A 25,032-nucleotide genomic window follows, 5' to 3' on the forward strand; every position below is an offset into this window, starting at 1 on the left:
ACAAGACGGCGATATCGCGCGTCCCGGTTCATTCCCGGCACAGCACGAGCCGCTCAAGCCCGTGAAAATGGTAGAGGTTTGCATAGCGTGGTGTCTCGGCCAGCCGCAGCGCGGGAAACCGCGCGAACAGAACCTGCAAGCCGATGCGCAATTCGAGCCGCGCCAGCGGGGCGCCGACGCAGAAGTGCCGGCCGGCGCCAAAGGCCACATGCGCCTTCGGGTGACGATTCGGATCAAACCGGTCGGGGTCTTCCCACATCTGCGGATCGCGCCCCGCCGCGCCCAGCAAAAGCCCGATGCGGTCGCCGCGCCTGAGCCGGCTGCGGCCGATCTCGACCTCTTCGTAGGCCCAGCGGGTGAACATGTGCAGCGGCGGATCGAAGCGCAGGATCTCCTCGACCGTGGCGTCGATCCTGTCGTCAGAGGTCCACTCCGGCTGCATCCCGGTCTCGAGCATCGCCTTCACGCCATTGCCAAGGCTGTGCACCGTCGCCTCGTGGCCGGCGTTGAGCAGAAGCACGCAGGTGGCGATCAGCTCGTCCGGGCTGAGCGTCTCGCCGTCTGACTCGGCGGCGATCAGCCGGGTGATCAGGTCGTCGCCCGGGGTCTTGCGGCGGCGGGCGACATGATCGGCGAGGAAGGCCGAGAACTCCCGCGCGGCCTGGTTTGCGGTGTCCTCTATGCTTCGGTCGCGGCGGGCCTGGTACATCGCCACCATGGCGTTCGACCACGCCAGCAGCTGGTCGGCCCTGTCGTCCGGCACGCCCAGCAGCCGCGCGATCACGATCACCGGCAGCTTCGCCGCATAGTGTGGCAGCAGGTCGAAATCACCCTCCGGGACCGCGTCGATGAGCCTGTGGCAGAGCGCCTCGATCTCGGGGGCGAGACCGGCGATGCCGCGGGCGGTAAAGGCATGCAGCACCAGCTTGCGCAGGCGTATGTGGCGCGGGCCCTCGAGCTCGAGCATGGAATTGTCGTCGACGGCATAGAAATCGCGCAGGTGATCGGGGTGCGGTTCCTTCAACTCGTCGGGCGCCTCGCGGCCCAGCCGGCCATCGCGCAGGGCGGCGTTGACGGCGGCATGGGAGAAGGCGCAATCGAGACCATAGTCGCGCCAATGGTGCACCGCGCCTCTGGCTCGCGCCTCCGCATAGAACGGATAGGGGTTCTGGACAAAACCCGGATCGGTCGGAGATTGCGAAAGCTCGGCCATGATAACATCCTCACCGGCTGGCTTTCCATTGCAAGGGGGGACGCGCTAAACTGAGGCCATGTCGTCGAAATCTTCCTCACTTCGCGGTCTCGCGGTCCTCTACATCGCATGTATAGCGGCGGTGAGCGCCGGCGTCTGGCACACCGGCTTCACCCAAGGGCTCGATCAGATCGCCCGGCGCGGCGAGGCCGGGCTGTCGCTGGCCGCCGACCGACTCACCGCGCAGCTGCAGCATCATGCCGAGGTGGCGGTGCTGAGCGCCGATCACCCGGCGCTGGCAGCGCTGCACGACGGCGGCGACCGGGCAGAGGCCGAGGCGCTGCTGCTCGACGTGGCCGACAAGACCTCGGCGCTGACCATGCTCTATGTTGATGCGGCGGGCCGGGTGCTGGCGGCCTCGGGGCCGCGCACGCCCGAAGCCCTGGCCGAGAGCGCCTATTTCCGCCGTGCGCTGCAGGGCGCGTTGGGCTCGGCGCATGTGGTGAGCGAGACCTTCGGAGTGCGCGCCTGGTTCTTTGCCGCGCCGACCTTCGACGCAGGCGGGCAGGTGCGCGGGGCGCTGATCCTCGGGGTCGACATCGACCGGCTGGAAGAGAACTGGCGCGGCGACCGCCCGGCGATCTATTTCCTCGACGAGGGCGGCCGGGTCTTCATCTCGAACCGCTCCGAGCTCTTGTTCTGGCACCAGCCGCCGGGGGCCGTGGGGCTCGAGACGCCGGCGGGCGAGCGGCCGCGGGCGGTGGCCGTGGGCGCGCATGAGGTCTGGTGGCTCGACTGGTCGCCCTATGTGCCGCGCCGGGCGCTGCATCTGAGCCAGGACCTGCCGGTGATCGGGATGCGCGCCGAGGCGCTGCTCGACACCGGCCCGGCGCTGCGCATGGCGCTCTGGCAGGCGGCGGCGGTGGCGGCGCTGATGGCCACCTTCGGGGCGCTGCTGTTTCTTGCCGGGGCACGCCGGCGGGCGCTGGCGCTGGTCAACTCGCGGCTCGAGAGCCGGGTGACCGCGCGCACCGCCGAGCTGTCGCAGACCAACACCGCGCTGCGCCACGAGGTGCGCGAGCGCCAGGAGGCCGAGGCGGCGTTGAAACGCGCCCAGGCCGACCTGGTGCAGGCCGGCAAGCTCTCGGCGCTGGGGCAGATGTCGGCAGGCATCAGCCACGAGCTCAACCAGCCGCTGATGGCAATCCAGCAGTATGCCGAGAACGCCCAGGCCTTCCTCGACCGTGACAGGCCCGAGACCGCGCGCGAGAACCTCGGCCGGATCGCCACCATGGCGCGGCGGATGGCGCGGATCATCAAGAACCTGCGAGCTTTTGCTCGCAACGAAAGCGAGCCGATGGGCAAGGTCGATATCGTCGCGGTGATCGACAGCGCCATCGAGCTGGCCGAGCCGCGGCTGCGTCAGGGCGGGGTGACGCTCGACTGGCAGCGCCCCGAGGGCCCGGTCTGGGTCTGGGGCGGCGAGGTGCGGCTGGGGCAGGTCTTCGTCAACCTGATCTCGAACGCCGCCGACGCCATGGAGGCAGCGCCGCGCCGCGCCCTGACCCTCACCCTGACGGAAGGGCCCCGCCCGGTGGTGACGGTGGCCGACACCGGCCCCGGCATTGCCGACCCCGACCGCATCTTCGACCCGTTCTATTCCACCAAGCAGGTCGGCGGGCCGGATGGCATGGGGCTCGGCCTGTCGATCTCCTACGGTCTGGTGCAAAGCTTTGGCGGCACCATCCGCGGCGCCAACGTGCCCGGCGGCGGCGCGGTCTTTACCGTCGAACTGGAACAATGGAGCGACGCGCAGGAGGCGGCGGCATGAGGCGGGTGCTGCTGGTCGATGACGACGCGGGCCTGCGCGAGGCGCTGTGCCAGTCGCTGGAACTGGCCGACTACCAGCCGGTGCCGGCGGGCTCTTTCGTGGTCGCCAAGGACCACATCACGCCGGGGTTCGAGGGGGTGATCCTGAGCGACATCCGCATGCCGGGGCGCGACGGGTTTCACCTGCTCGACCATGCCCAGCAGGTCGACCCGGACCTGCCGGTGATCCTGCTCACCGGCGAGGGCGACATCCCGATGGCGGTGCGCGCGCTCGGCGCCGGGGCCTTTGCCTTTCTCGAGAAACCCTGCGCCACCGACGACCTGCTCAAGGTGCTCGACCGGGCGCTGAAATCCCGCGCCATGGTGCTGGAAAACCGCCGCTTCAAGAGCCAGATGGAGTCTGGCGACCCGGCGGCGCGGATGCTCTTCGGCACCTCGGCGCTGTCGGAGGCGCTGCGGACGCAGGTGCGGCAGGTGGCGGTCACGACGGCGGATGCGCTGATCATCGGGCCGCAGGGGTCCGGCATCTCCAAGGTGGCCGAGGTCATCCACCTGTCCTCGCCGCGCGCCAAGATGCCGTTCGAAAAACGCGCCGCCCGTGGCCTCGACCCGGCGGGCCTGCGCGAGGTCTTTACCCGCGCCGAAGGGGGCGCGCTGTTTCTCGACGGCATCGCCGAGCTCTCGGCCGACAGCCAGCTGGCGCTGCTCGATCTGCTCGACTCGGGGCAGGGGGTGCGGCTGATCGCCGGCGCGGTCGACGGGCTGGATGATCCCTTTGCCGAGGGCCGGGTGACCGCCGATCTCTACTACCGGCTCAACGTCCACGTGGTGCGGCTGCCGGCGCTGTCTGAGCGGCCCGAGGACATCCCGGTGCTGTTTCGTCACTACGTCGACCAGGCCGCCGAACAGGCCGGCGTCGCCGCCCCGGAGATCAGCCCCGATCATGCCGCCGCGCTGATGGCGCAGAGCTGGCCGGGCAATGCCCGCTCGTTGATGTCGGCGGCGATGCGCTTCGTGCTGGGGATGCCGGAAGAGGCGGCGCGCAATGCCGAGCTGGGGCTGGCCGAACAGATGGCGCAGGTCGAACGCTCGCTGCTGATCGCCGCGCTCAGCCGGCAGAACGGTCGCGCCTCGGAGGCGGCGAAGCAGCTGAAACTGCCGCGCAAGACCTTCTACGACAAGCTCGCCCGCTACGGCATCAAGCCCGAGGCCTACCGCCGCTAGCGCGCCAACGCCTTCATGCCGCGCTCCAGCCCCTGCAGCGTCATCGGCACCATTGCGCCCTCGAAGATCTCGCGGATCATGGCGATCGACTGGGTATACTGCCACTGCGCCTCGGGCACCGGGTTGATCCAGAGGCTGTCAGGCCATTGATCGCGGGCGCGCTGCAGCCAAACCTGCCCGGCCTCCTCGTTCCAATGCTCGTTGGCGCCGCCGGCATAAGCGATCTCGTAGGGCGACATGCTGGCATCGCCGACAAAGATGCACTTGTAGTCCGAGCCGTAGGTGCGCAGCACCTCCCAGGTCGGCGTGACCTCTGACCAGCGGCGGCGGTTGTCGCGCCAGACCCCTTCGTAAAGGCAATTGTGGAAGTAGTAGTATTCGAGGTGCTTGAACTCGGACCGCGCGGCCGAGAACAGTTCTTCCACCACCCGGATATGCGCATCCATCGAGCCGCCGACATCGAGAAACAGCACCACCTTGACCGCGTTGTGCCGCTCTGGCCGGGTCTTGACGTCGAGGTAGCCATGCTCGGCAGTGGCGCGGATCGTGCCGTCGAGGTCGAGCTCGTCATTGGCGCCGGTGCGTGCCCAGTTGCGCAGCCGCTTCAGCGCCACCTTGATGTTGCGGGTGCCCAGCTCGATCTGGTCGTCGAGGTTGCGGAACTCGCGCTTGTCCCAGACCTTGACCGCGCGCTGGTGGCGGCTCTTGTCCTGACCGATGCGGACGCCTTCGGGGTTGTAGCCATTGGCGCCGAAGGGCGAGGTGCCGGCGGTGCCGATCCACTTGCTGCCGCCCTGGTGGCGGCCCTTCTGCTCCGCAAGCCGCTGCTTCAGCGTCTCCATCAGCTTGTCGAATCCGCCGAGGCTCTCGATCTCGGCCATTTCCTCGGGGCTGAGATGCTTCTCGGCCATCTTGCGCAGCCACTCCTCGGGCAGGTCGACCGCGTTCAGCACATCCTGCGCCGAGACCGCCTCCAGCCCCTTGAAGCTGTGGGCGAAGGCGCGGTCGAACTTGTCGAGATTGCGCTCGTCCTTCACCATGGCGGTGCGGGCAAGGTAATAGAAGGCATCGACGTCATAGGTCGCCAGACCCGCGCTCATGCCTTCGAGAAAGCTGAGGTATTCCCGCAGGGACACCGGCACGCCGACGCGGCGCAGGGTCTCGAAGAAGGGTACGAACATCCGCCGCGCCTCAGAGCGCGAGGCGATGCACCACCAGCGTGGCGATCATGCCGAGCAGCGCGAAGGCCAGAGCGTAGACGCCCACGTATTGCACCACGTCCAGCGTCTTGCCGCCGCGCCGCTTGGCGATCGTGCCGCCGATGACTGCGCCGAAAATGGCGCCGATGATGACCAGCATCTGCTCTCGTCCTTCTGCCTGCGCGGGCGCCGCCGGGTTTATCCGCGCGGGCCCCTGAGCGGGTTGAGCGCGGCGATCTCGCGCAGTTTCGCGCGCACCGCCCAATCCGCGCCAAAGCCGTAGCGCGCCCATCCCAGAGAGTCCATCCGCACCTCGCGCGCCTCTGACACCCGGCCAGTCAGGCCCAGCGCCTCGGCCCGCAACAGCAGCAGCGTGCTCAGCAGCGCGGCGTTCTCGTGGCGCGCGGCAGTGTCGAGATGCGGCGCCACCAGCGCCAGGGTCTGCTCGGGGCGGCCGCGCGCCAGTTCGAGCGCGGCGAGCTGCGAGGCGACATAGGCAAGGTGCAGGTCGGTGGCCGGGCTCTGGCGATAGAAATGCCCCGCGGTCTCGAACTCGGCGCGCGCCCGGTCGGGCTCGGTCGACAGCAGGATGCGGCCCATGGCGTAATGCGAAAAGGCGCGGCGGTGGTCCTGCCAGCCGATGCCGGCGGCGATCTGCAGCGCCCGGGTGGCGGCAGCGCGGCGCTGGGCATGGCGGGTGCCGGGGCCGAGCGCCTCCTGCACCGCCTCGATCCAATCCCGCGGCGTGCCGGTCTGCGGGTTGGGGCCAATGCGCTGGCCGTCCGGGTTCAGCCGCGCCAGGATCGCCGGCAGGCGGGCGGCCACCTCGGCGCGCCCCATGCCCGAGCTGAGCGCGCGGTCATAGGTGGCGCGCAGGATCAGCATGTCAAAGCCGGTCAACACAGTGTGCACATTGTCGTCGTTGAACACCGAATCCGGCAGCCGGTAGAGGTCGTTGAGCGGCCCCAGCGCCTGTGCCAGTTCCTCGTGCAGGCAATCGCGCATCTCCTGCGGGGTGGAGTCGTTGGGCAGGAAGATTGCCACCGAGGTGCGGGTCTCCAGCTGCGCCCAGTTCAGCAGCCGCGAGCGGCGCTTGCGCCTGTAGTCGGCCAGCGAGGTGACGTTGGGCACCACGAAACAGGCGGCCATCGGCAGGGCACGGCGGATCTCGGCGGCGCTGATCGCCTGGATCGTCACCTGCGCGGTCCGGTCGGGCGCCACCTTGCGGATGTCGAGCCCGGCCTCGTTGCGCAGCCGTTGCAGAAGGCCCGAGAGGTCCCGGTCGAGCTGCGCCGGCGCGGTGCCGATCACCCGCACCCCGATCGGCCCTTCGAAGCGTGACAACCGGGGCAGGGCGCGGCCGCTCTCGAGCTGGAAGTGCAGGTCGATGAAATCGCGGGCGATATCGGCGTTGGACCGCGTCGCCATGCTCGGCCGCGGCACCGAGAAGGTCTTCATCACCGGGAGCGCCGATTGCAGGCTGGCGGCGCGGGTGGGCGTGTCGCCGGGGGTGGCCGGCATGCAGCCCGACAACAGCAGCAGGCAGGCCGGCAGGGTGAGGCGGCGGCGCATCGCTCAGCCCCTCTGGTACTTGATGAACGGGGTCAGCACGCCGATCCGGTCATAGAGATCGCGGGCGGTGTGGTTGTACTCCTGTGTCAGCCAATAGACCGTGGGCGCGCCCTCGGCATCGGCGGCGGCATAGACCGCCTCGATCAGCGCGCGACCGATCCCGCGACCGCGCAACTCCGGAGCGGCAAAGAGATCCTGCAGGTAGCAGACCTCGGCCTCTTTCCAGGCGTGGCGGTGAAACAAATAGTGGGTCAGACCGACCGGTTTGCCCGCGACCTCGGCCAGCAGACAGTTGAAATCGCGCGGATCATCGCCCAGCAGTCGCGCGAATGTGGTGTCGTAGACCTGATCCGGCAGCTCGGTCTCGTAGAACGCGAGATACTGCCGCCACAGCGCCTGCCATTCGGCCCGGTCAGAGGGCCGCGGCGGTCGGATGGTCACGGATAGCTCCGGTGCCTCTTTGGACATGGGGTCGTCTGCCTGTGGTTCTGCCTGCACGTCGGGATGCTGCAACATCCGCCTTGGGCGTTTTCGCCTCTGACGGTGAGTATAAGGCAGGGTGCCGAAAAACTAAGCGGCTTTCGGACAGGGTGGCGTGGCCGGCGAAAACCGTTGCAATTCAGCCCGATCACCGGGTTGACTTGTGGGCCGTGCGCGGAGGCACACCAGATGTGGTGGGGTGTCGACCAGGCCGAGGCGTGGCCCCCGGGCCTGCGGCCTCCCCCGGGATATGTGCAGACCCGGAGAAGGAGGCAGGTCGGATAGGGCCCTTGGCCGCTCAGCGCGAGCGACGGGCCATGAAGGCGAGGCGTTCGAAGAGATGCACGTCCTGCTCGTTCTTGAGCAGCGCTCCGTGCAGCTTGGGCAGGGCGCTGGCGCCATCGCGGGCAAGATCCTCCGGCGTCAGGTCCTCGGCCAGCAGCAGCTTGAGCCAGTCGAGCACCTCGGAGGTCGAGGGTTTCTTCTTCAGCCCGGCCTGATCGCGGATCTCGTAGAACTGGGTCAGCGCGGTCGAGAGCAGCGCCTCCTTGATGCCGGGGTGATGGACCTCGACGATCTTGCGCATCGTCGCCTCGTCGGGGAAGCGGATGTAATGGAAGAAGCAGCGCCGCAGAAAGGCGTCCGGCAGTTCCTTTTCGTTGTTCGAGGTGATGATGACAATCGGGCGCTGGCGCGCCTTGATGGTCTCGCCGGTCTCGTAGACGTGGAACTCCATCTTGTCGAGTTCCTGCAGCAGGTCGTTGGGGAACTCGATGTCGGCCTTGTCGATCTCGTCGATCAGCAACACGAGCTTTTCCTCGGCTTCGAAAGCCTGCCAGAGCTTGCCCTTGCGAATGTAGTTGCGCACGTCGTGCACCCGCGCGTCACCAAGCTGGCTGTCGCGCAGGCGCGAGACCGCGTCATATTCGTAAAGCCCCTGCTGCGCCTTGGTGGTGGACTTGATGTTCCACTCCAGCATCCTGAGGCCGAGTGCATCGGCCACCTGCCGCGCCAGCTCGGTCTTGCCGGTGCCCGGCTCGCCCTTGACCAGCAACGGCCGTTCGAGCGTGACCGCGGCGTTTACCGCTAACGTGAGATCGTCGGTCGCCACATAGCTTTCGGTGCCCTGGAATTTCATGCCTGCTCCTTGTTTAGGCGTCTCGCGCGGACCCTATCGATACCGAGAATTCGCCGCAATACAGCGCTTTGTGTAGTGACATTGTCGTGCTCAGGGAGTAATCGGAGCGCGCAGGGGTTGCCGGTCGAAAGGAGCTTTCAAAATTGATTTCATCTCAGGCTGGCCAGAAAAAGGGAGCGGATATGAAACAAGAATCGTTTCTACCCGATGATTATCGTCCTGCGGAGGACGAGCCATTCATGAACGAGCGGCAGCTTGAATATTTCCGCCGCAAGTTGATTACCTGGAAGAACGAGTTGCTGGACGAAACCAGGGACACCCTCGAGGGCCTTCAGGAAAGCACCCGCAACATTCCCGACGTCGCCGACCGCGCCAGTGAGGAGACTGACCGCGCCATCGAGCTTCGGACCCGGGACCGTCAGCGTAAGCTGGTGGCCAAGATCAATGCTGCGCTGCGTCGCATCGAAGAGGGCGAATACGGGTATTGCGAAGTGACCGGAGAGCCGATCTCGCTCAAGCGTCTCGACGCGCGGCCGATCGCCACCATGAGCCTCGAGGCCCAGGAGCGTCACGAACGCCGCGAAAAGGTGCACCGCGACGATTGAGCCGCGGGCGTTCAGGAAAACTTAAAAAAACGCCGGGGCGCTTGCTCCGGCGTTTTTGTCAGCGGGGATGATTTCGGCTGTGAGCACGACATGAGCCTATTGGGTCTCGATATCCGCATCATCGGCGGCGGCATCGGCGGGCTGGCGGCGGCGCTTTGTCTCAGCGGCCGCGGCGCGCAGGTCACGGTTCTGGAACAGGCCGAGGCGATCCGCGACACCGGCGCCGGGCTGCAGATCAGTCCCAACGGGCTGCGGGTGATCGAGGCGCTGGGGTTGGCGGCGGATCTCGCGGCGCGGTCGATGCGGGGGCGTGCGGTCTCGCTGCGCGATTTCCGGCAGGGCGATGAGGTGGCGCGGCTCGATCTCGGGCTGCTGCCAGAGGACCAGCGCTATTTCTTTGTCCATCGTGCCGATCTGATCGACCTGCTGGCCGGCGAGGCGCGGGCGCGCGGCGTGCGGTTCCGGCTGTTGCAGCAGGTCTCCGAGGTGCAGCCCGGCGCGCGGCCCGAACTGGTGATGGCCAACGGCGATACCTGCACCGCCGATCTGGTGATCGGCGCCGACGGGCTGCATTCGCGGCTGCGCCCGGCGCTCAACGGCGCGGCCGCGCCGAAGTTCACCGGCCAGGTCGCCTGGCGCGCGGTGATCCCGAATGTCACCGACCAGGGCGCCGAGGTGCAGGTGCACATGGGGCCGGGGCGCCACCTGGTGTGTTATCCGCTGCGCGATGGCCGGCTCAACCTCGTCGCGGCGCAGGAGCGCAAGGCCTGGGCCGCCGAGGGCTGGCAGCATGGCGATGATCCGGCCAACCTGCGGGCGGCCTTCTCGGGGTTTTCCCCGCCGGTGCAACGGATGCTGGGCGCGGTCGGGGAGGTCAATCTCTGGGGCCTGTTCCGCCATCAGGTGGCGACCCGCTGGGTCGGCGGCAATTGCGCCTTGCTGGGCGATGCGGCCCATCCGACGCTGCCCTACCTCGCGCAGGGGGCCAATATGGCGCTCGAGGATGCCTGGGCGCTTGGCGCCTGTCTTGCCGGGCATGACGACAGTGCCGCCGGGCTTGCCGCCTATCAATCGGCCCGACGCGACCGCTGCCGGCGGATCGTCGAGACCGCCACCGGCAATGCCTGGAAATACCACCTGCGGCCGGGGCCGCTGCGGCTGGCGGCGCATACCGCGCTGCGGCTGGGCGCGCGGCTGGCGCCGGCTCGGGCGCTCGGGCAATTCGACTGGCTCTACGGCTATGACGTGACCCGCGCGGTCTGAGGTCGCGCAGGCGCCGTGGCGCTCAGTCGACCGTCAAAGGCTGGCGGGCGATCACCTTGCGGTTCTGACCGATCACGTAACGCAGCTCATAGGCGCCGGGCTGCTCCGGCAGCTTCAGGATCAGCGGGCTGTCTTCGCTGGTGCGGGCATAGCTCTCGTATTCGTCGTCGGAGGACTGCGCCCTCGCGATCGCGATGTAATCGTCCTTGAAATCCGGCCCCTCCCAGTCGACCGCGAGATTGCCGCCGGCCGCGCCGCGCTCGGCGGCCTTCACCTCGGCGCTCACCTCGGTCAGGGTGATCTCCTTGCGGGCGAGGATTGCGGTGCCGTTGCTGGCCGCCACGTAGCGCACCTCGTAGGTGCCCGGCACCGCCGGGGTGCGCAGCAGCAGCGGTGCACCGGTCCGCGTGTAGGTATAGGCGTCATGGCGGGTGTCGCCCGGGCGCGCGATCGAGATGTAGTCCCGATCGTAGCCGGGGCCGTCCCAGTCCACCACGATCACGGCACCGGCGCGAGCGGTCTCGGGGAGGTCGAGCCTGGCCTGGACGTCCTGCACCTCGATCGGCAGGGTCGCCAGAACCGTGCGGTCTTGGGACATCACGTAGCGCAGCTCGTAGCTGCCCGGCACCAGCGGCATGGTGACCGCAACCGGCGTGCCCTTGCGGGTAAAGGCATAGGCCTCGTGACCGCCATCGCCCGGCCGTGCGATGGCGATGTAGTCGTTGGCGTAATCCGGTCCGGTCCAACTCACGTCCAGCGGCTGTCCCGCCGCCGCCTCTGACGGCGCTTCGAGCGTGGCGGTGATCTCGACCACCTCGATCGGCAGGGTCGCCAGCACCGTGCGGTCCTGCGACATCACATAGCGCAGCTCGTAGTGGCCGGGCACCGTCGGCATCACCACCTCGGCCGGGCTGCCCTTGCGGGTGTAGGCGTAGTTCTCATAGCCATCGTCGCCGAGACGGGCGACCGAGATGTAGTCATTGGCATAATCCGGCCCCTCCCAGGTGACCGGCAGGGTGGCCCCGGCCACCGCGGTGTCATCGGCGGCGAGCGTGGCGGTCGCCTCGGCCACCGTGACCTTGCGGGTGGCCAATACGGTGCGGTCCTGTGAGATCACGTAGCGCAGTTCGTAGTCGCCGGGCACCGGTGGCATCAACAGCGCGCCGGGGCTGCCCTTGCGAGTATAGACGTAATTTTCGTAGCCATCGTCCCCGACGCGCGCCACCGAGATGTAGTCGTTGGCATAATCCGGCCCGTCCCAGCTGACGGCAAGCGTGGCGCCGGCCACCGTCGTCCCCTCGGCATCGAGGCTGGCGGTCACCTCGGTGACGGTGATCGGGCGGGTGGCCAGCGTCTTGCGGCCATCGGCGAGGACATAGCGCAGTTCGAAGCGGCCCGGCCGTGCCGGCATCAGAAGCTCGCCGGGCGTGCCCTTGCGGGTGTAGACATAGCTCTCGTAGCCGGCATCCTCGGGCAACGCGACCGAGATATAGTCGTTCTTGGCGTCCGGACCTTCCCAGCGCACCGGCAGGGTCGACCCGGCCGGCGCGCTGTCGGCGGCGTCAAGGTGCGCCGGCGGCAAAAGCGAGGGCAGTACCAGCGTGACGGTCTGTGCCGCCTCGGCCTGGGTAAAGGTCAGCTCGGCGCTGGCCTCGTCCTCGGGGCGCAGCACGGACACCAGGTAGTCGCCCGGCAGCAGGTCGGCCTGAACCGTCGCGCCACGCTCGAAATCGAGGATCGCGCTGTCGCCCTGCGACAGGTTCCAGATCAGCGGCGTCTCGATGCGCGGCCCGCCGTCGCCCTCGGTGGCGAGGAAATCGACGGTCACCGGCACGGGCTCCGGGGCGGCGGCGACCTCGGTGAGTGCCTCGCCCAGCTCGCTGGCATTGGCGGCGCTGAGAAAACGGCCGCCGGTCTCGTCGGCCAGGCATTGCATCTGCTTCAGCGCCTCGGGATCGCTCACGTCAAAGCCCACCACATGCACGGTGAAATCGACGCCGGTCTGTTCCAGAACGCGGGCAGCGGCGCAGGGATCGGGGTTGCAGGTCTCGATGCCGTCAGAGACCAGGATCACCGTCGCCTTCTCTTCGGTGTGGCGCAGCGCCTCGGCGGCGGCGACGACGGCATCGGTCATCGGCGTCTTGCCGCGCGGCTGGATGCCGTTGACCGCCTGAGAGATCGCCTCGCGGGTGCCGGCACCGGGGGAGACCAGCGTCTCGATATCGCTGCAATCGCCCTTGGTCCGGTGGCCATAGGCGGTCAGCCCCAGTTCCTGATCGGCGGGTAGGGCGGCCAGAAGATCGCCCATCACCTTCTGCGCGATCTCGATCTTGGCGGTGCCGTCGATCTGGCCCCACATCGAGCCCGAGCCATCGAGCACGAGGATGATGCGCGGGCTGTTCTGGGCCGAAACCAGCCCCGGCAGCGCCAGCAGGGTGAAAACAAACACACGGAGAAATGACATATCGGCCCCCAAAGATCATCTGAATGTCCCAACCCTGCGGAATGCGCGGACGGCGATCAACCTTGGATTTCCCTGCCTCGGCCAATGTTCGCTTTGTGTTCTCATTTTTCCATTGGCGAAACCGCAGCCATCCCCTATGTGTTAACCACTGCCGAAGGGGGTCTCATGCCGGAACTGAAACACATCGAGGTGCGCGGCGCGCGCGAGCACAATCTCAAGGGCATCGACGTCGATATCCCGCGCGATCAGCTTGTGGTGATCACCGGGCTGTCGGGCTCCGGCAAATCCTCGCTGGCGTTTGACACGATCTATGCCGAAGGGCAGCGCCGCTATGTCGAGAGCCTCTCGGCCTATGCGCGCCAGTTCCTCGACATGATGGAAAAGCCCGACGTCGATCACATCACCGGCCTCAGCCCGGCGATTTCCATCGAGCAGAAGACAACCTCGAAGAACCCGCGCTCGACCGTCGGCACGGTGACCGAGATCTACGACTACCTGCGGCTGCTTTATGCCCGCGCCGGCACGCCTTATTCGCCGGCCACCGGCAAGCCGATCGAGGCGCAGCAGGTGCAGGACATGGTCGACCGTGTCATGACGCTGGAGGAGGGCACCCGCGGCTATCTGCTGGCGCCGATCATCCGCGACCGCAAGGGCGAATACCGCAAGGAATTCCTCGAACTGCGCAAGCAGGGGTTTCAGCGCGTCAAGGTCGACGGCGCCTTCTATGAGCTCGACGAGCCGCCGACGCTCGACAAGAAGTACCGCCATGACATCGACGTGGTGGTCGACCGGATCGTGGTGCGCGAGGGGTTGGAGACCCGGCTGGCGGATTCGTTCCGCACCGCGCTCGACCTCGCCGACGGCATCGCCATCCTCGAGACCGCGCCGCGCGACGACGAAGATCCCGAGCGGATCACCTTTTCCGAGAATTTCGCCTGTCCGGTCAGTGGCTTCACCATCCCCGAGATCGAGCCGCGGCTGTTCTCGTTCAACGCGCCCTTCGGCGCCTGCCCGGAATGCGACGGGCTGGGGATGGAGCTGTTCTTCGACGAACGCCTCGTTGTGCCGGATGCCACGCTGAAGATCTACGACGGCGCGCTGGCGCCTTGGCGCAAGGGAAAGTCGCCCTATTTCCTGCAGACCATCGAGGCACTGGCCAAGCATTACGAGTTCAACAAGAACACCCGCTGGAAGGACTTGCCAGCCCATATTCAGCAGGTTTTCCTGCATGGATCGGGCGACGAGGAGATCGAGTTCCGCTATGACGAGGGCGGTCGGGTCTATCAGATTTCCCGGGTCTTCGAGGGCGTTATTCCCAACATGGAACGGCGCTACCGCGAGACCGACAGCAACTGGATCCGGGAAGAGTTCGAGCGCTACCAGAACAACCGCTCCTGCCATGCCTGCGGCGGCTACCGGCTGCGCGACGAGGCACTGGCGGTCAAGATCGGCTCGGCCGAGGGCGAGCTGCTGCACATCGGTCAGGTGGTCAAGATGTCGATCCGCGAGGCCTTTGACTGGTGCAACGAGGTGCCGAAACACCTCAGCCCGCAAAAGAACGAGATCGCCCGCGCCATTCTCAAGGAGATCCGCGAGCGGCTGGGTTTCCTCAACAACGTCGGCCTCGAATACCTGACCCTGTCGCGCAATGCCGGCACGTTGTCGGGCGGCGAGAGCCAGCGGATCCGTCTGGCCTCGCAGATCGGCTCGGGGCTGACCGGCGTGCTCTACGTGCTCGACGAGCCCTCGATCGGTCTGCACCAGCGCGACAATGACCGGCTGCTCGGCACGCTGAAGAACCTGCGCGACCAAGGCAATACGGTGATCGTGGTGGAGCATGACGAAGAGGCGATCCGCGAGGCGGATTACGTCTTTGACATCGGCCCCGGCGCCGGGGTGCACGGCGGCGAGGTGGTCAGCCACGGCACGCCGGCCGAGGTGGCCGCCGATCCGAAATCGGTCACCGGCCAGTACCTGTCCGGCCAGCGCGAGATCTCGGTCCCGGCCGAACGGCGCGAGGGCAATGGCAAGTCGGTGACCGTGGTCAAGGCGACGGGCAACAACCTGCGCAAGGTCACCGCCGAGTTCCCGCTGGGCAAGTTCGTCTGCGTTTCCGGTGTGTCTGGCGGCGGCAAGTCGACGCTGACCATCGAGACCCTGTTCAAGACCGCCTCGATGCGGCTGAACGGCGCGCGCCAGACGCCCGCGCCCTGCGAGACCATCAAGGGCCTCGAGCACCTCGACAAGGTGATCGACATCGACCAGCGGCCCATTGGGCGGACTCCGCGGTCCAATCCGGCCACTTACACCGGGGCCTTCACCCCGATCCGCGACTGGTTTGCCGGGCTGCCCGAGGCCAAGGCGCGCGGCTACAAGCCCGGGCGGTTCTCGTTCAACGTCAAGGGCGGCCGCTGCGAGGCCTGCCAGGGCGATGGCGTGATCAAGATCGAGATGCACTTCCTGCCGGATGTCTATGTCGAATGCGAGACCTGCAAGGGCGCGCGCTACAACCGCGAGACTCTGGAAATCAAGTTCAAGGGCAAGAGCATAGCCGACGTTCTTGATATGACGGTTGAAGAGGCGCAGGAGTTCTTCAAGGCGGTGCCCTCGATCCGCGACAAAATGGATGCGCTGATGCGCGTCGGTCTCGGCTACATCAAGGTCGGCCAGCAGGCAACGACACTGTCAGGCGGCGAGGCGCAGCGGGTGAAACTGTCCAAGGAACTGGCGAAACGCTCGACCGGGCGCACGCTCTACATCCTCGACGAGCCGACAACCGGGTTGCATTTCGAGGATGTCCGCAAGCTTCTTGAAGTGCTGCACGAGCTGGTCGAGAGCGGCAATACCGTGGTGGTGATCGAGCACAATCTCGACGTCATCAAGACCGCCGACTGGATCATCGACATCGGCCCCGAGGGGGGGGACGGCGGTGGCAAGATCGTCGCCACCGGCACACCGGAAAAGGTCGCGCGGTCGAGGGTTAGCCACACCGGCCATTACCTCGCGCCGATGCTCAAGCAGCGCAAGGTGGCGGCGGAGTGATCAGAAGGCCCGGTTGGTCAGGTGGGTGACGTCTTCGAGGATCTCCCGGGTCGCGCTGTCGACCCGGTAGACCCGTCGCTCGACGCGGAAGTAAAGCGCGCCGTCGGTGACCGGCGGCAGGCCATAGCGGCGGGTGTTGATCATCACGTGGTGGCCCTCCGGCAGGGTCTCTCCGACGGCAACTTTCGGCGGCGCGACGCGGGCCTTGCTGAAATGGCCGGCGGTGCCGCCGGTCAGGCCTGAACCGGCGGTCACGCATTTTCCGACCGCGATGCGACAGCCGGCGGCGGCGGGCAGGGCGGCGGCGAGGCTGAGCGCCGCCGCGAGCGTCAGGCAGGCTCTCACCTCATTCGGCCTGCGCAACGGTCAGCGAGGGCGCCAGCGCCACGACGCGCAGCAGTTGCAGCAGCTCGTAGCCCTCGACCGGCATCAGCAAAAGCTCGCCGTCGAGCAGCGCGTAAAACCGGTCGGCGCCGGGTTCGGGCAGGTCGTAAGTCTCGACCAACTCGGTATGGCCCATCACCTCGGTCAGGTCCGCGACCTCGACCTCGAAGATATCGACCTCTTCGAGATGGCGCAGCGACCGGATGCGGACGTAGTTCTCCTCGTCAAGCAGCACCGGGCGGCCGTCGATCACCACATATTTCGACCCCGCCGGCGCCGGATCGAGATCGAACAGTCTGACAATCTCTTCCTGAGTCAGCCGAAGGATTCGCTCGTTGATCTCTCGGGTTTCCTCGGCGTCGGGCTCGGCGGGGTCGGTAGCGGTGTCGCGGCCGGTCACGGTCTCGCTCTGAGCGGCGTCGTCGTATTCGATCGCATCGAGCTCTTCGAGAGAGATCAGCTCAACCTCCTGCGCCTCATACGCGCTGTCGAGCCTGCGCTGAGACTCGGTCAGTGCGGCGCGCAGTTCGGCCTCGTCGCGCGAGGTCCATTCCTGCGCCGTGGCCTGGCGGTCGACCTGACCCGGCGGCACGCAGGGCACGGCTTTCTTTGCCAGCCCCGGCGGGCAGTTGATCAGCACTTCGGCAAGGCCGGCAGTGCCGAGCGCTGCCAGGGGTGCAGCCAGCGCGGCCAACGTGCCGCCGTTGCCAAGGGTGATCCGGCCCTCCTGGATGTCGGCCTTGAGCGTGTCGGCGATGTCCTTGACGGTGGTGTCGATCTTTTCCTCGGCCTTGCCCTTGCCGGTCTTGACCTTGGCCTTGACCTTGGCCTTGCCGTGACCCTCAGCTTTGGACGCCTTCTTTGCGGCCTTGGCTTTCTTCTTCGCCGCTTTCTTGGCTTTCTTCGGCTTGGTCTTCTTGTCGGATTTCACCTCGACCAACAGGCCCTCGGCGGGCGCCTGCGCCTCGGGGGTGGCCAATGTCATGTGGACCGGCGCGGCGCTGCCTTGGGCCGGAAAGCCCAGAGCCGCCGCGAGAATGAGCGGTGTGATCGTACGGTGCATGGAAGCCTCGCCTGGTTGCCTGACAAAGCAACCCGCTGTGGCGGCGTGGGTTCCGGGCGGCCACGGTCCCCGGCGGATTTGCGCCGGGGTCCAGCGCGGTCACCCGCGGTGACGGCTCTCGAAACGTGGCAGCATGGCCGAGAAATCGCGGCCCTTGCCGTCTTCCTGCTCGACGAAGGCGGCGTAGAGATCGCGCGCCGTTTGGCCCATCGGGGTGTCTGCATCGACGGCCTCGGCCGCCTGCTGCGCCAGCCGCAGGTCCTTGAGCATCAGTTCGGCGGCGAAGCCCGGCTGATAGCCGTTGTCAGAGGGGCTCTTCGGGCCGATGCCGGGCGCCGGGCAATAGGCGTTCATCGACCAGCTGTAGCCCGACGAGGTCGAGACCACGTCGAACATCGCCTGCCGGTCGAGGCCCAGCTTGTCGGCCAGCGCAAAGGCCTCGCAGGTGGCGATCATGGTGACACCGAGGATCATGTTGTTGCAGATCTTGGCGGCCTGGCCATTGCCAGAGGGCCCGCAGAGCACCGCTTTCTGGCCCATCACGTCGAACAGCTCCTGCACGGCGGCGAACCCCATGTCGGATCCGCCGACCATGAAGGTCAGCGTACCGGCCGCCGCCCCGGTGACGCCACCAGAGACCGGTGCGTCGAGCGGCTCGAGCCCGGCGGCCTGCGCCTGATCGGCCACCGCGCGGGCGCTTTCGACATCGACGGTGGAGCAATCGAGAAAGACCGCGCCCTTGTCCATCGCCGGGATGATCTCGTCAGCGACGGCGCGCAGGATCGCGCCGTTGGGCAGCATGGTGATCACCACCTGCGCGCCCTTGGCGACATCAGAGGCGGAGCCGGCCTGCGTCACGCCGGCGATTGCGACGCCGGCGGTGTCGAAGCCCGCAACCTCATGGCCTGCCTTGGCGAGATTGGCGGCCATCGGCCCGCCCATGTTGCCCAATCCGATAAACCCGATCTTCATCACGCATCCTCCCCGAATGTCAGCTTGTCGTCGCCCAGCGGTTGCAGCATCTGCATCACCCGCGGCGGTTTCAGGCCGCGCAGGTCATCGCGCCACTTTGGGCGTCTGTCCTTGTCGATGATGGCCGCGCGGATGCCCTCGAGAAAATCGCCGTGCTCCATTGCGCGATAGGTAAACCGGTACTCGGTCTCCAGCGCGCGGGCGATGGTGCCGGTGGGGCGCAGCCGGTGGATCATCTCGAGCGCCGCGCCCATCGACAGCGGGCTGTTGCGTTCGAGCGTCTTCAGCGCCTCGCCGGCAAAATCGCTGCCGGCATGGTCCAGCGCATTGATCACATCGCGCAGGGTCTCGCCGCCGAATGTGGCGTCGATCTCGGGCCGGAGCGCGGCCAGCGGGCTCTCTGGCGGGGTCTGGCCGGCGGCGTTGATCAGCGTCCAGTCGCCGCTCTCTTCCAGCGCCGCGATCAGCGCCGGCCAATCGGCTTCCGGCACATAGAGATCGGCGAAACCGGCATGGATCGCGTCGCCGGGCCCCATGCGCGCACCGGTGAGCCCGAGGTATTCGCCCAGCCGGCCGGGGGCGCGGGCGAGGATCAGGCTGCCGCCGACGTCAGGCACAAGGCCGATGCCGCATTCCGGCATCGAGAGGCGCGAGCTGTCGCAGACCACGCGGTGCGAGCCGTGACAGCCGACGCCGACACCGCCGCCCATGGTGAAGCCCTGCATGAAGGCCGCCACCGGCTTGGGAAAGTCGAAGAGCCGGGCGTTCATCCGGTACTCGTCGCGCCAGAACCGGCGGCCGTAGGCGTAGTCGCCGGCGGTGCCGGTGGCATACATCTCGGCAATGTCGCCGCCGGCGCAGAAGGCCTTCTCACCCTCGGCGTCGATCACCAGCATCGCGACGTCCGGATCGCCGGCCCAGTCCTTGAGCGCGGCGTCGATCGCCATGCACATCTCGTAGCTCAGCGCGTTGAGCGCCTTGGGGCGGGTGAGGGTGATGCGGCCGGTGCGGCCGGTCTTGCGGATGGAAATGTCGGTCATCGGTTCTTCAGCAGATGGCGCGCGACGATCACGCGCATGATTTCATTGGTGCCTTCGAGGATCTGGTGTACCCGCAGGTCGCGGACCAGCTTCTCGATTCCGTAATCGGCCAGATAGCCATAGCCACCGTGCAGTTGCAGGCACTGATCCACAACCTCGCTTCCGGCTTCGGTGACGAATTTCTTGGCCATGGCGCAATGCGGGGTGGCGTCATGCGCGCCGCTGTCGAGCTTCCACGCCGCCTGACGCAGGAAGACGCGGGCGGCCTGCAGGGTGATCTCCATATCGGCAAGGCGGAACTGCAGCGCCTGGAACTGGTCGATCGGCTGGCCGAAGGCCTTGCGCTCGCCCATATAGTCGAGCGTCAGGTTCAGCCCGGTCTGCGCCGCGCCCAAGCTGCAGGCCGAGATGTTGAGCCGCCCGCCGTCAAGCCCGGCCATGGCGTATTTGAAGCCCTGGCCTTCCTCGCCCAACAGGTTTTCCGCCGGCACAAGGCAGTCGTCGAACTGCACCTGCCGGGTGGGCTGGCTCTTCCAGCCCATCTTGTCCTCGAGCCCGCCGAAACTCAGCCCCTCGGCGCCATCCTCGACAATCATCGCCGAGATGCCGCGCGGGCTCTCATCGCCGGTGCGGCACATCACGACATAGGCATCGGAATAGCCGCCGCCGGAGATGAAGGCCTTGGTGCCGGTGAGGCGGTAGCCCTCGTTGGTCTGCGTCGCGCGGGTCTTGAGCGCAGCAGCGTCGGATCCCGAGCCGGGCTCGGTCAGGCAGTAGGAATAGACCGTCTCCATCGACAGCGCCTTGGGCAGGACGCGGGCCTTGAGGTCGTCCGAGCCGAAGGTGTCGATCATCTTGACGCACATGTTGTGGATCGACAGGAAGGCCGCCACCGAGGGGCAGGCCATGCTCAGCGCCTCGAAAACCAGCGTCGCGTCAAGCCGCGAGAGGCCAGATCCGCCGCTCTCTTCCGAGACGTAGAGCCCGCCGAAGCCCAGCTCGCCGATCTGCGGCCAGAGCGCCTTTGGGATGCAGCCCTCGGCCTCCCACGCCCGGGCGTTTGGCGCGATATGCTCCTGCCCGAAGGCATGTGCCATGTCGAAGATGGCGGTCTGTTCGTCGGTGAGTGCAAAGTCCATGCCGCGGCGCTCCCCCTTGCCGTGAATTGAATGCATGTTCAATTATCGCGGAACACTGGCCGCCATGCAAGTCACAATTGGAGCGTCGGCCGCGGCATGGCGCCGGTGTCAACCGAGAGGCCCCGGCGGGGGGGCGGCGAGGTTTGGGGCGACGCATTTGGCCGTGATCCATCGCCGGTGCTCTGGTGTCGACCAAGAGGCCCCGGCGCGGGGGCCGGGGCGGGCGAGGCTCAAGGCCCCACGTCCCGGACGCGATCCGGGACCTCCCGCCCGAGACAGCATGACCACGCCCGGAAATTCTGCAAACCCTGTCCCGGACCTGATCCGGGACCTCACGCCCCGCTCACTCCGCCGCCTTCACCCCGACAGGGGTCAGCCGATAGACGCCGCGGCTCACCCGCTCGAACCAGCCGTAGTGGTCGGCGGCCATGATCTGAGTGGCGGTGACAACGCCGGTGGCGGCGCGGACCTCGGCGCCCCTTGACGGGCCGTGGGTCTGCAGGTGCAGGGCGATTTTCACCGCGTCCTGCCGATAGGCCGTCACCAGCGGACCGGTGCGCGCCGCGCCGCCAAGGTTCGGGTCGCCCTCGCGGCGGGCGAACTCGCGCAGCAGGCGGGTCTGGCGGGTCTTGAGCTTGCGCGGGGTGAAGGGCGCGGGGTCGAGATGCACCTCGGTGTGGCCGTCGCTCAGCCGCACGGTGATCAGCCCGAGTCCCAGCCGCCGGCAGAGCGCCTTGTTCTCCTTCAGCGCCCGCAGAAAGCGCTTGCCGGAAAGGCGCGGCACCGCGACGTAGACACAGTCGGTCACGGACTGGCGCGCGATCGCCTGATGAAACAGGGTCAGCGCGAAACCGGTCTTGAGCTCGACGATCACCGGATCGTCGTCGCCGGGGCGCAGGGCGACCACGTCGGCAGCGCCGATCTCGGCCTTGACGTCATAGCCCTGGCTCTCGAGCAGCGCTTTCACATGCGGGTAGAGATCGGTTTCCTTCACAGGTCGGCCCGGAAATCCTCGATCAGATGGCTCACCACGGCGCGCATCTGGGTGTCGTGATCGGCGCCTGCCGCCTCGGCCGCCGCGCGCACCGCGCGCTGCCGCATCGACGAGGTGCCGCGGTCGAGAATGACCCGCAGATGCGCCAGCTCGTCCACGCAGCCCAGTGCCTCGGCATCCTCCGAGAGCAGATCGATCAGCTCTTCGGTCAGCTCGCCCATCGCCACGATCTCGCCCCGGCCGAAATCGATCAGCCCTTCCTCGATGCCATAGCGCTGCGCCCGCCAGCGGTTTTCCGAGATCAGAAAGCCGTCGTAGATCCGCCAGCGCTGGTTGCGGGTCCGCAGCCGCCAGAGCATCCGGTGCAGGCACTGGATCACCGCCGCCATCGCCAGCGTGTCCTCCATCCGCGGACAGACGTCGCAGATCCGCGTCTCCAGCGTCGGGAAGCGGTGGCTGGGGCGCAGGTCCCACCAGATCTTGGTGCTGTCCTCGATCAGCCCCAGCTCGACCAGCGCATCGACCGAGCGCTCGTATTCATCCCAGGAGGTGAGCTGCGGCGGCAGGCCGGTGCGGGGCAGGGTGTCGAAGACCGAGATCCGGTAAGAGCCCATGCCGGTGTCCTCGCCCTGCCAGAACGGCGAGGAGGTGGAAAGCGCCAGCAGATGCGGCAGGAAATAGCTCAGTTGACGCAAGAGGTCGACGCGCAGGGCGTTGTCATCAAGGCCGACATGCACATGCATGCCGCAGATCAGCATCCGCCGCATCACCCCGCCGATATCCTCGCGCAGCTGGCGATAGCGTTCCTTGTCGGTGTGATGCTGGGTCTTCCAGTCGGCGAACGGGTGGCAGGAGGCGGCAATCGGCGCCGCGTTGTAGCGCGCCGCGCAGTCGGAGATCGTCGCGCGCAGGTGGCGCAGGTCGTCGCGCGCCTCGGCGACGGTCTTGCAGACGCCGGTGCCGATCTCGATCTGGCATTGCAGGTATTCCGGGCTCACCTGGTCGGCCAGCGCCGCCTTGCAATCGGCCATCAGCGCGTCGGGCACCTCGACCAGGGCCAGGCTGTCGCGGTCGACCAGCAGGTACTCTTCCTCGATGCCGATGGTGAACTCGGGTGTGGCCATTGCGTCGGTCCCTTTGCCCGGCTGCTGCGCGTTGCGCCAGCCTGCCACAACCCGGCGGCGGGGCGCAATCTGCCGCGCGCGCCGGCGGTCAGGGAATCTGCAGCTGCGCCTGCTCCACCCCGAGGAACCGCGCCGCCGCGGCCCGGTCGCGGAACACCTCGGCCGCGACGCCTTTGAAGCCCTGCATCATCGCCAGGTACATCCGCGCCATGCCAAAGCCGATGTCGCCCGGTGCCCAGACCGCCACCCGGATATCCCGGCTCTGCTGGTAAAAGGCCGCGCGTGCGCGGGTGACGCTCATCACCTGAGTGAAATTGAGATCGGCACTTTCAAGGCCGGACAGGTCGCAATAGACATGCTGGTCGGGGGTACGGGCCGGATCCGCTGCAAGCGCGGCAAACAAGTCTGCCAGGTCCTGCGGTCCGATCCGACCCCCCAGCCGAAGGAGAAAGAGACGCCCGGTCTCATCAAACACATATCGGTAACTCATTAATGTCCCCCGACAGTCTCTTGTGGCATGAAACGGGATTTTTTTCGAGCGCAGGCCGGGGTGAAAACGAGGTGTCATTGCAACGCCCTCGAAACCCTTGTGCAAATAGTTCATTAAAACATAAGTTTAGTTTGCCCAAGTTAGCGGGGATAACGATTTTGTGAACATCTGGCTTTGACTCCCGGTAGTCTATCGCAATTCGAGCGTTATCGAAGCGCTATAAACAGGAAGGGCGACCCAAAGGCCGCCCCACCGCAAACGTCTCTGCAATCTCTACTTCCGCGGATCAATCCATGGCCTTGAAGTTGAACTCTCCGCCTTCCTTGATACCGGAGAACCAGCGCGCGGTGACGGTCTTGGTCTTGGTATAGAACTTGAAGGCATCGGGGCCGTATTGGTTGAGATCGCCGAAGGCGGATTTCTTCCAGCCGCCGAAGCTGTGATAGCTGAGCGGCACCGGGATCGGAAAGTTGATGCCGACCATGCCGACATTGACCCTGTGGGCAAAGTCGCGCGCGGTATCGCCGTCGGCGGTGTAGATCGCGGTGCCATTGCCGTAATCGTTGTCGATGATCAGGTTGAGCGCGTCCTCATAGGTCTCCATCCGCACCTGGCTCAGCACCGGGCCAAAGATTTCCTCCTTGTAGATGTCCATCTCCGGGGTGACGTTGTCGAACAGCGACGGGCCGACAAAGAAACCATCCTCATAGCCCTGCAGGCTGAAGCCGCGGCCGTCCACGGCCAGGGTCGCGCCCTGTTCGACACCGCTGTCGACCAACCCGTTGATCCGGTCCTTGGCCTGAGCGGTGATCACCGGGCCGAAGTCGACGTCGTCGCCGGCGGTGTAGGGGCCGACCTTGAGCTTCTCGACGCGCGGTACCAGCTTCTCCATCAGCGCATCGGCGGTCTCCTTGCCCACCGGCACCGCGACCGAGATCGCCATGCAGCGTTCGCCCGCCGCGCCATAGCCGGCGCCGACCAGCGCATCGGCCGCCTTGTCGAGATCGGCGTCGGGCATGATGATCATGTGGTTCTTGGCGCCGCCGAAGCATTGCGCGCGCTTGCCGTTGGTGCAGGCGCGGCCATAGATGTACTGCGCGATCGGGGTCGAGCCGACAAAGCCCACCGCGGCGATGGTGTCGTTGTCGAGGATGGCGTCGACCACCTCCTTGTCACCGTTGACCACCTGAAGCACGCCGTCGGGCAGGCCGGCTTCCTTGAGCAGTTCGGCAAGCCGCAGCGAGGTCGAGGGCACGCGTTCCGACGGCTTCAGGATCATCGCGTTGCCGGCGGAGAGCGCCGGTCCCATCTTCCACAGCGGGATCATCGCCGGGAAGTTGAACGGGGTGATGCCGGCGACCACGCCCAGCGGCTGGCGCATGGAATAGAGGTCGATGCCCGGACCGCCGTCATTGGTGTATTCGCCCTTGAGCATATGCGGCGCGCCCATGCAGACCTCGATCACTTCGAGACCGCGCTGCACGTCGCCCTTGGCGTCTGGCAGGGTCTTGCCGTGTTCGCGGCTGACCAGCTCGGCCAGTTCGTCCATATGCGCGTTGATCAGTTCGCCGAACTTCATCATCACCCTCGCGCGGCGCTGCGGGTTGGTGGCGCCCCAGGCCTTCTGCGCCTCGGCGGCACGTGCGACCGCATCGTCAAGCTCGGCCTTGCTCGACAGCTTGACCTGCGCCTGCACCTCGCCGGTGGCGGGGTTCATCACATCGGCGGTGCGGCTCGAGCTGCTCTCGACCATCTCGCCGTCGATATAGTTCTTGATCACGTTCATGGGATCCTCCTCGGGGTTCGTTGCCCGCAGC

Annotated in this window: 21 protein-coding genes; 5 read left to right on the top strand and 16 right to left on the bottom strand. The window is 66.9% G+C overall.

From position 1 onward, the window contains the following. Nucleotides 1-28: 28 nt before the first annotated feature. On the bottom strand, nt 29-1,213 hold the full coding sequence (locus tag VOI27_RS11670; RefSeq protein WP_323765522.1) for a cytochrome P450: 1,185 nt from the start codon (nt 1,211-1,213) through the stop codon (nt 29-31). A gap of 121 nt (nt 1,214-1,334) precedes the next feature. On the opposite strand from VOI27_RS11670, the gene VOI27_RS11675 reads away from it, so the two are divergent. Both VOI27_RS11675 and VOI27_RS11680 read left to right on the top strand, forming a co-directional pair. Then, nucleotides 1,335-3,023 (top strand): sensor histidine kinase, encoded by a 1,689-nt coding sequence (locus tag VOI27_RS11675; protein WP_323765523.1) that lies wholly within the window; start codon nt 1,335-1,337, stop codon nt 3,021-3,023. Continuing rightward, entirely contained in the window at nt 3,020-4,246 is a 1,227-nt protein-coding gene (locus VOI27_RS11680; RefSeq protein WP_323765524.1) for a sigma-54 dependent transcriptional regulator, read from the top strand. The genes VOI27_RS11675 and VOI27_RS11680 overlap by 4 nt, the downstream gene beginning before the upstream one ends. Here the strand turns inward: VOI27_RS11680 and VOI27_RS11685 are convergent. The 5 genes from VOI27_RS11685 to VOI27_RS11705 all read right to left on the bottom strand — a co-directional run bounded on the left by VOI27_RS11685 (nt 4,243) and on the right by VOI27_RS11705 (nt 8,635). Beyond that, the gene (locus tag VOI27_RS11685; protein WP_323765525.1) at nt 4,243-5,427 is read right to left on the bottom strand and encodes a VWA domain-containing protein; all 1,185 of its coding nucleotides are present in this window, start codon (nt 5,425-5,427) and stop codon (nt 4,243-4,245) included. The genes VOI27_RS11680 and VOI27_RS11685 overlap by 4 nt on opposite strands. Nucleotides 5,428-5,437: 10 nt before the next feature. After that, nucleotides 5,438-5,605 (bottom strand): apolipoprotein acyltransferase, encoded by a 168-nt coding sequence (locus tag VOI27_RS11690; RefSeq protein WP_323765526.1) that lies wholly within the window; start codon nt 5,603-5,605, stop codon nt 5,438-5,440. A 38-nt stretch (nt 5,606-5,643) separates the two neighbouring features. Further along, nucleotides 5,644-7,017, bottom strand: a complete 1,374-nt coding sequence (locus VOI27_RS11695; protein ID WP_323765527.1) for a DUF2927 domain-containing protein — start codon at nt 7,015-7,017, stop codon at nt 5,644-5,646. A 3-nt stretch (nt 7,018-7,020) separates the two neighbouring features. Further along, nucleotides 7,021-7,485, bottom strand: a complete 465-nt coding sequence (locus tag VOI27_RS11700; RefSeq protein ID WP_323765528.1) for a GNAT family N-acetyltransferase — start codon at nt 7,483-7,485, stop codon at nt 7,021-7,023. 310 nt (nt 7,486-7,795) lie between these two features. After that, entirely contained in the window at nt 7,796-8,635 is an 840-nt protein-coding gene (locus tag VOI27_RS11705; protein ID WP_323765529.1) for a MoxR family ATPase, read from the bottom strand. 182 nt (nt 8,636-8,817) lie between these two features. Here VOI27_RS11705 and dksA point away from each other — a divergent pair, with 182 nt between their 5' ends. Together dksA and VOI27_RS11715 are read left to right on the top strand one after the other, a co-directional pair. After that, complete coding sequence (dksA, locus tag VOI27_RS11710; protein WP_323765530.1) at nt 8,818-9,240, top strand: RNA polymerase-binding protein DksA; 423 nt, start codon at nt 8,818-8,820, stop codon at nt 9,238-9,240. A gap of 90 nt (nt 9,241-9,330) precedes the next feature. Next, nucleotides 9,331-10,503: an FAD-dependent monooxygenase gene (locus VOI27_RS11715; RefSeq protein ID WP_323765531.1), complete on the top strand. Its 1,173-nt coding sequence runs from the start codon at nt 9,331-9,333 to the stop codon at nt 10,501-10,503. A gap of 22 nt (nt 10,504-10,525) precedes the next feature. On the opposite strand, the gene VOI27_RS11720 is transcribed toward VOI27_RS11715, so the two are convergent. Further along, nucleotides 10,526-12,967, bottom strand: a complete 2,442-nt coding sequence (locus VOI27_RS11720; protein WP_323765532.1) for a vWA domain-containing protein — start codon at nt 12,965-12,967, stop codon at nt 10,526-10,528. Between the two features lie 165 nt (nt 12,968-13,132). On the opposite strand from VOI27_RS11720, the gene uvrA reads away from it, so the two are divergent. After that, entirely contained in the window at nt 13,133-16,009 is a 2,877-nt protein-coding gene (gene uvrA / locus VOI27_RS11725) for an excinuclease ABC subunit UvrA (RefSeq protein ID WP_323765533.1), read from the top strand. On the opposite strand, the gene VOI27_RS11730 is transcribed toward uvrA, so the two are convergent. The 9 genes from VOI27_RS11730 to VOI27_RS11770 form a co-directional block, all read right to left on the bottom strand. Then, complete coding sequence (locus VOI27_RS11730) at nt 16,010-16,354, bottom strand: hypothetical protein (RefSeq protein WP_323765534.1); 345 nt, start codon at nt 16,352-16,354, stop codon at nt 16,010-16,012. It lies immediately after the preceding gene. A gap of 1 nt (nt 16,355) precedes the next feature. Beyond that, nucleotides 16,356-17,456 carry a hypothetical protein gene (locus VOI27_RS11735; RefSeq protein ID WP_323765535.1) on the bottom strand — a complete coding sequence of 367 codons (1,101 nt, stop codon included), beginning with the start codon at nt 17,454-17,456 and terminating at the stop codon, nt 16,356-16,358. Between the two features lie 99 nt (nt 17,457-17,555). Further along, nucleotides 17,556-18,428 carry a 3-hydroxyisobutyrate dehydrogenase gene (gene mmsB / locus VOI27_RS11740; protein ID WP_323765536.1) on the bottom strand — a complete coding sequence of 291 codons (873 nt, stop codon included), beginning with the start codon at nt 18,426-18,428 and terminating at the stop codon, nt 17,556-17,558. Further along, nucleotides 18,428-19,468 carry an enoyl-CoA hydratase/isomerase family protein gene (locus tag VOI27_RS11745; protein WP_323765537.1) on the bottom strand — a complete coding sequence of 347 codons (1,041 nt, stop codon included), beginning with the start codon at nt 19,466-19,468 and terminating at the stop codon, nt 18,428-18,430. Before VOI27_RS11745 ends, mmsB begins: the two co-directional genes overlap by 1 nt. Next, on the bottom strand, nt 19,465-20,607 hold the full coding sequence (locus VOI27_RS11750) for an acyl-CoA dehydrogenase family protein (RefSeq protein WP_323765538.1): 1,143 nt from the start codon (nt 20,605-20,607) through the stop codon (nt 19,465-19,467). The genes VOI27_RS11745 and VOI27_RS11750 overlap by 4 nt, the downstream gene beginning before the upstream one ends. Before the next feature lie 343 nt (nt 20,608-20,950). Then, nucleotides 20,951-21,601, bottom strand: a complete 651-nt coding sequence (locus tag VOI27_RS11755; RefSeq protein WP_323765539.1) for a DUF2161 domain-containing phosphodiesterase — start codon at nt 21,599-21,601, stop codon at nt 20,951-20,953. Beyond that, nucleotides 21,598-22,725, bottom strand: coding sequence for a carboxylate-amine ligase (locus tag VOI27_RS11760; protein WP_323765540.1), 1,128 nt, complete (start codon nt 22,723-22,725; stop codon nt 21,598-21,600). The genes VOI27_RS11755 and VOI27_RS11760 overlap by 4 nt, the downstream gene beginning before the upstream one ends. 88 nt (nt 22,726-22,813) lie before the next feature. Continuing rightward, nucleotides 22,814-23,215, bottom strand: a complete 402-nt coding sequence (locus tag VOI27_RS11765) for a hypothetical protein (RefSeq protein ID WP_323765541.1) — start codon at nt 23,213-23,215, stop codon at nt 22,814-22,816. A gap of 286 nt (nt 23,216-23,501) precedes the next feature. Then, the gene (locus VOI27_RS11770; protein WP_323765542.1) at nt 23,502-25,001 is read right to left on the bottom strand and encodes a CoA-acylating methylmalonate-semialdehyde dehydrogenase; all 1,500 of its coding nucleotides are present in this window, start codon (nt 24,999-25,001) and stop codon (nt 23,502-23,504) included. Nucleotides 25,002-25,032 lie beyond the last annotated feature (31 nt).

The sequence above is a fragment of the Marinovum sp. genome (genome assembly GCF_034669705.1).
GTDB lineage: Bacteria > Pseudomonadota > Alphaproteobacteria > Rhodobacterales > Rhodobacteraceae > Marinovum.

What these genes read in the sequence shown, in the direction of transcription:
- VOI27_RS11670 (WP_323765522.1), bottom strand. Translation starts at nt 1,213, where the DNA reads ATGGCCGAGCTTTCGCAATCTCCGACCGATCCGGGTTTTGTCCAGAAC.
- VOI27_RS11680 (WP_323765524.1), top strand. Translation starts at nt 3,020, where the DNA reads ATGAGGCGGGTGCTGCTGGTCGATGACGACGCGGGCCTGCGCGAGGCG.
- VOI27_RS11685 (WP_323765525.1), bottom strand. Translation starts at nt 5,427, where the DNA reads ATGTTCGTACCCTTCTTCGAGACCCTGCGCCGCGTCGGCGTGCCGGTG.
- VOI27_RS11690 (WP_323765526.1), bottom strand. Translation starts at nt 5,605, where the DNA reads ATGCTGGTCATCATCGGCGCCATTTTCGGCGCAGTCATCGGCGGCACG.
- VOI27_RS11695 (WP_323765527.1), bottom strand. Translation starts at nt 7,017, where the DNA reads ATGCGCCGCCGCCTCACCCTGCCGGCCTGCCTGCTGCTGTTGTCGGGC.
- VOI27_RS11700 (WP_323765528.1), bottom strand. Translation starts at nt 7,485, where the DNA reads ATGTCCAAAGAGGCACCGGAGCTATCCGTGACCATCCGACCGCCGCGG.
- VOI27_RS11705 (WP_323765529.1), bottom strand. Translation starts at nt 8,635, where the DNA reads ATGAAATTCCAGGGCACCGAAAGCTATGTGGCGACCGACGATCTCACG.
- dksA (WP_323765530.1), top strand. Translation starts at nt 8,818, where the DNA reads ATGAAACAAGAATCGTTTCTACCCGATGATTATCGTCCTGCGGAGGAC.
- VOI27_RS11715 (WP_323765531.1), top strand. Translation starts at nt 9,331, where the DNA reads ATGAGCCTATTGGGTCTCGATATCCGCATCATCGGCGGCGGCATCGGC.
- VOI27_RS11720 (WP_323765532.1), bottom strand. Translation starts at nt 12,967, where the DNA reads ATGTCATTTCTCCGTGTGTTTGTTTTCACCCTGCTGGCGCTGCCGGGG.
- uvrA (WP_323765533.1), top strand. Translation starts at nt 13,133, where the DNA reads ATGCCGGAACTGAAACACATCGAGGTGCGCGGCGCGCGCGAGCACAAT.
- VOI27_RS11735 (WP_323765535.1), bottom strand. Translation starts at nt 17,456, where the DNA reads ATGCACCGTACGATCACACCGCTCATTCTCGCGGCGGCTCTGGGCTTT.
- mmsB (WP_323765536.1), bottom strand. Translation starts at nt 18,428, where the DNA reads ATGAAGATCGGGTTTATCGGATTGGGCAACATGGGCGGGCCGATGGCC.
- VOI27_RS11745 (WP_323765537.1), bottom strand. Translation starts at nt 19,468, where the DNA reads ATGACCGACATTTCCATCCGCAAGACCGGCCGCACCGGCCGCATCACC.
- VOI27_RS11750 (WP_323765538.1), bottom strand. Translation starts at nt 20,607, where the DNA reads ATGGACTTTGCACTCACCGACGAACAGACCGCCATCTTCGACATGGCA.
- VOI27_RS11760 (WP_323765540.1), bottom strand. Translation starts at nt 22,725, where the DNA reads ATGGCCACACCCGAGTTCACCATCGGCATCGAGGAAGAGTACCTGCTG.
- VOI27_RS11765 (WP_323765541.1), bottom strand. Translation starts at nt 23,215, where the DNA reads ATGAGTTACCGATATGTGTTTGATGAGACCGGGCGTCTCTTTCTCCTT.
- VOI27_RS11770 (WP_323765542.1), bottom strand. Translation starts at nt 25,001, where the DNA reads ATGAACGTGATCAAGAACTATATCGACGGCGAGATGGTCGAGAGCAGC.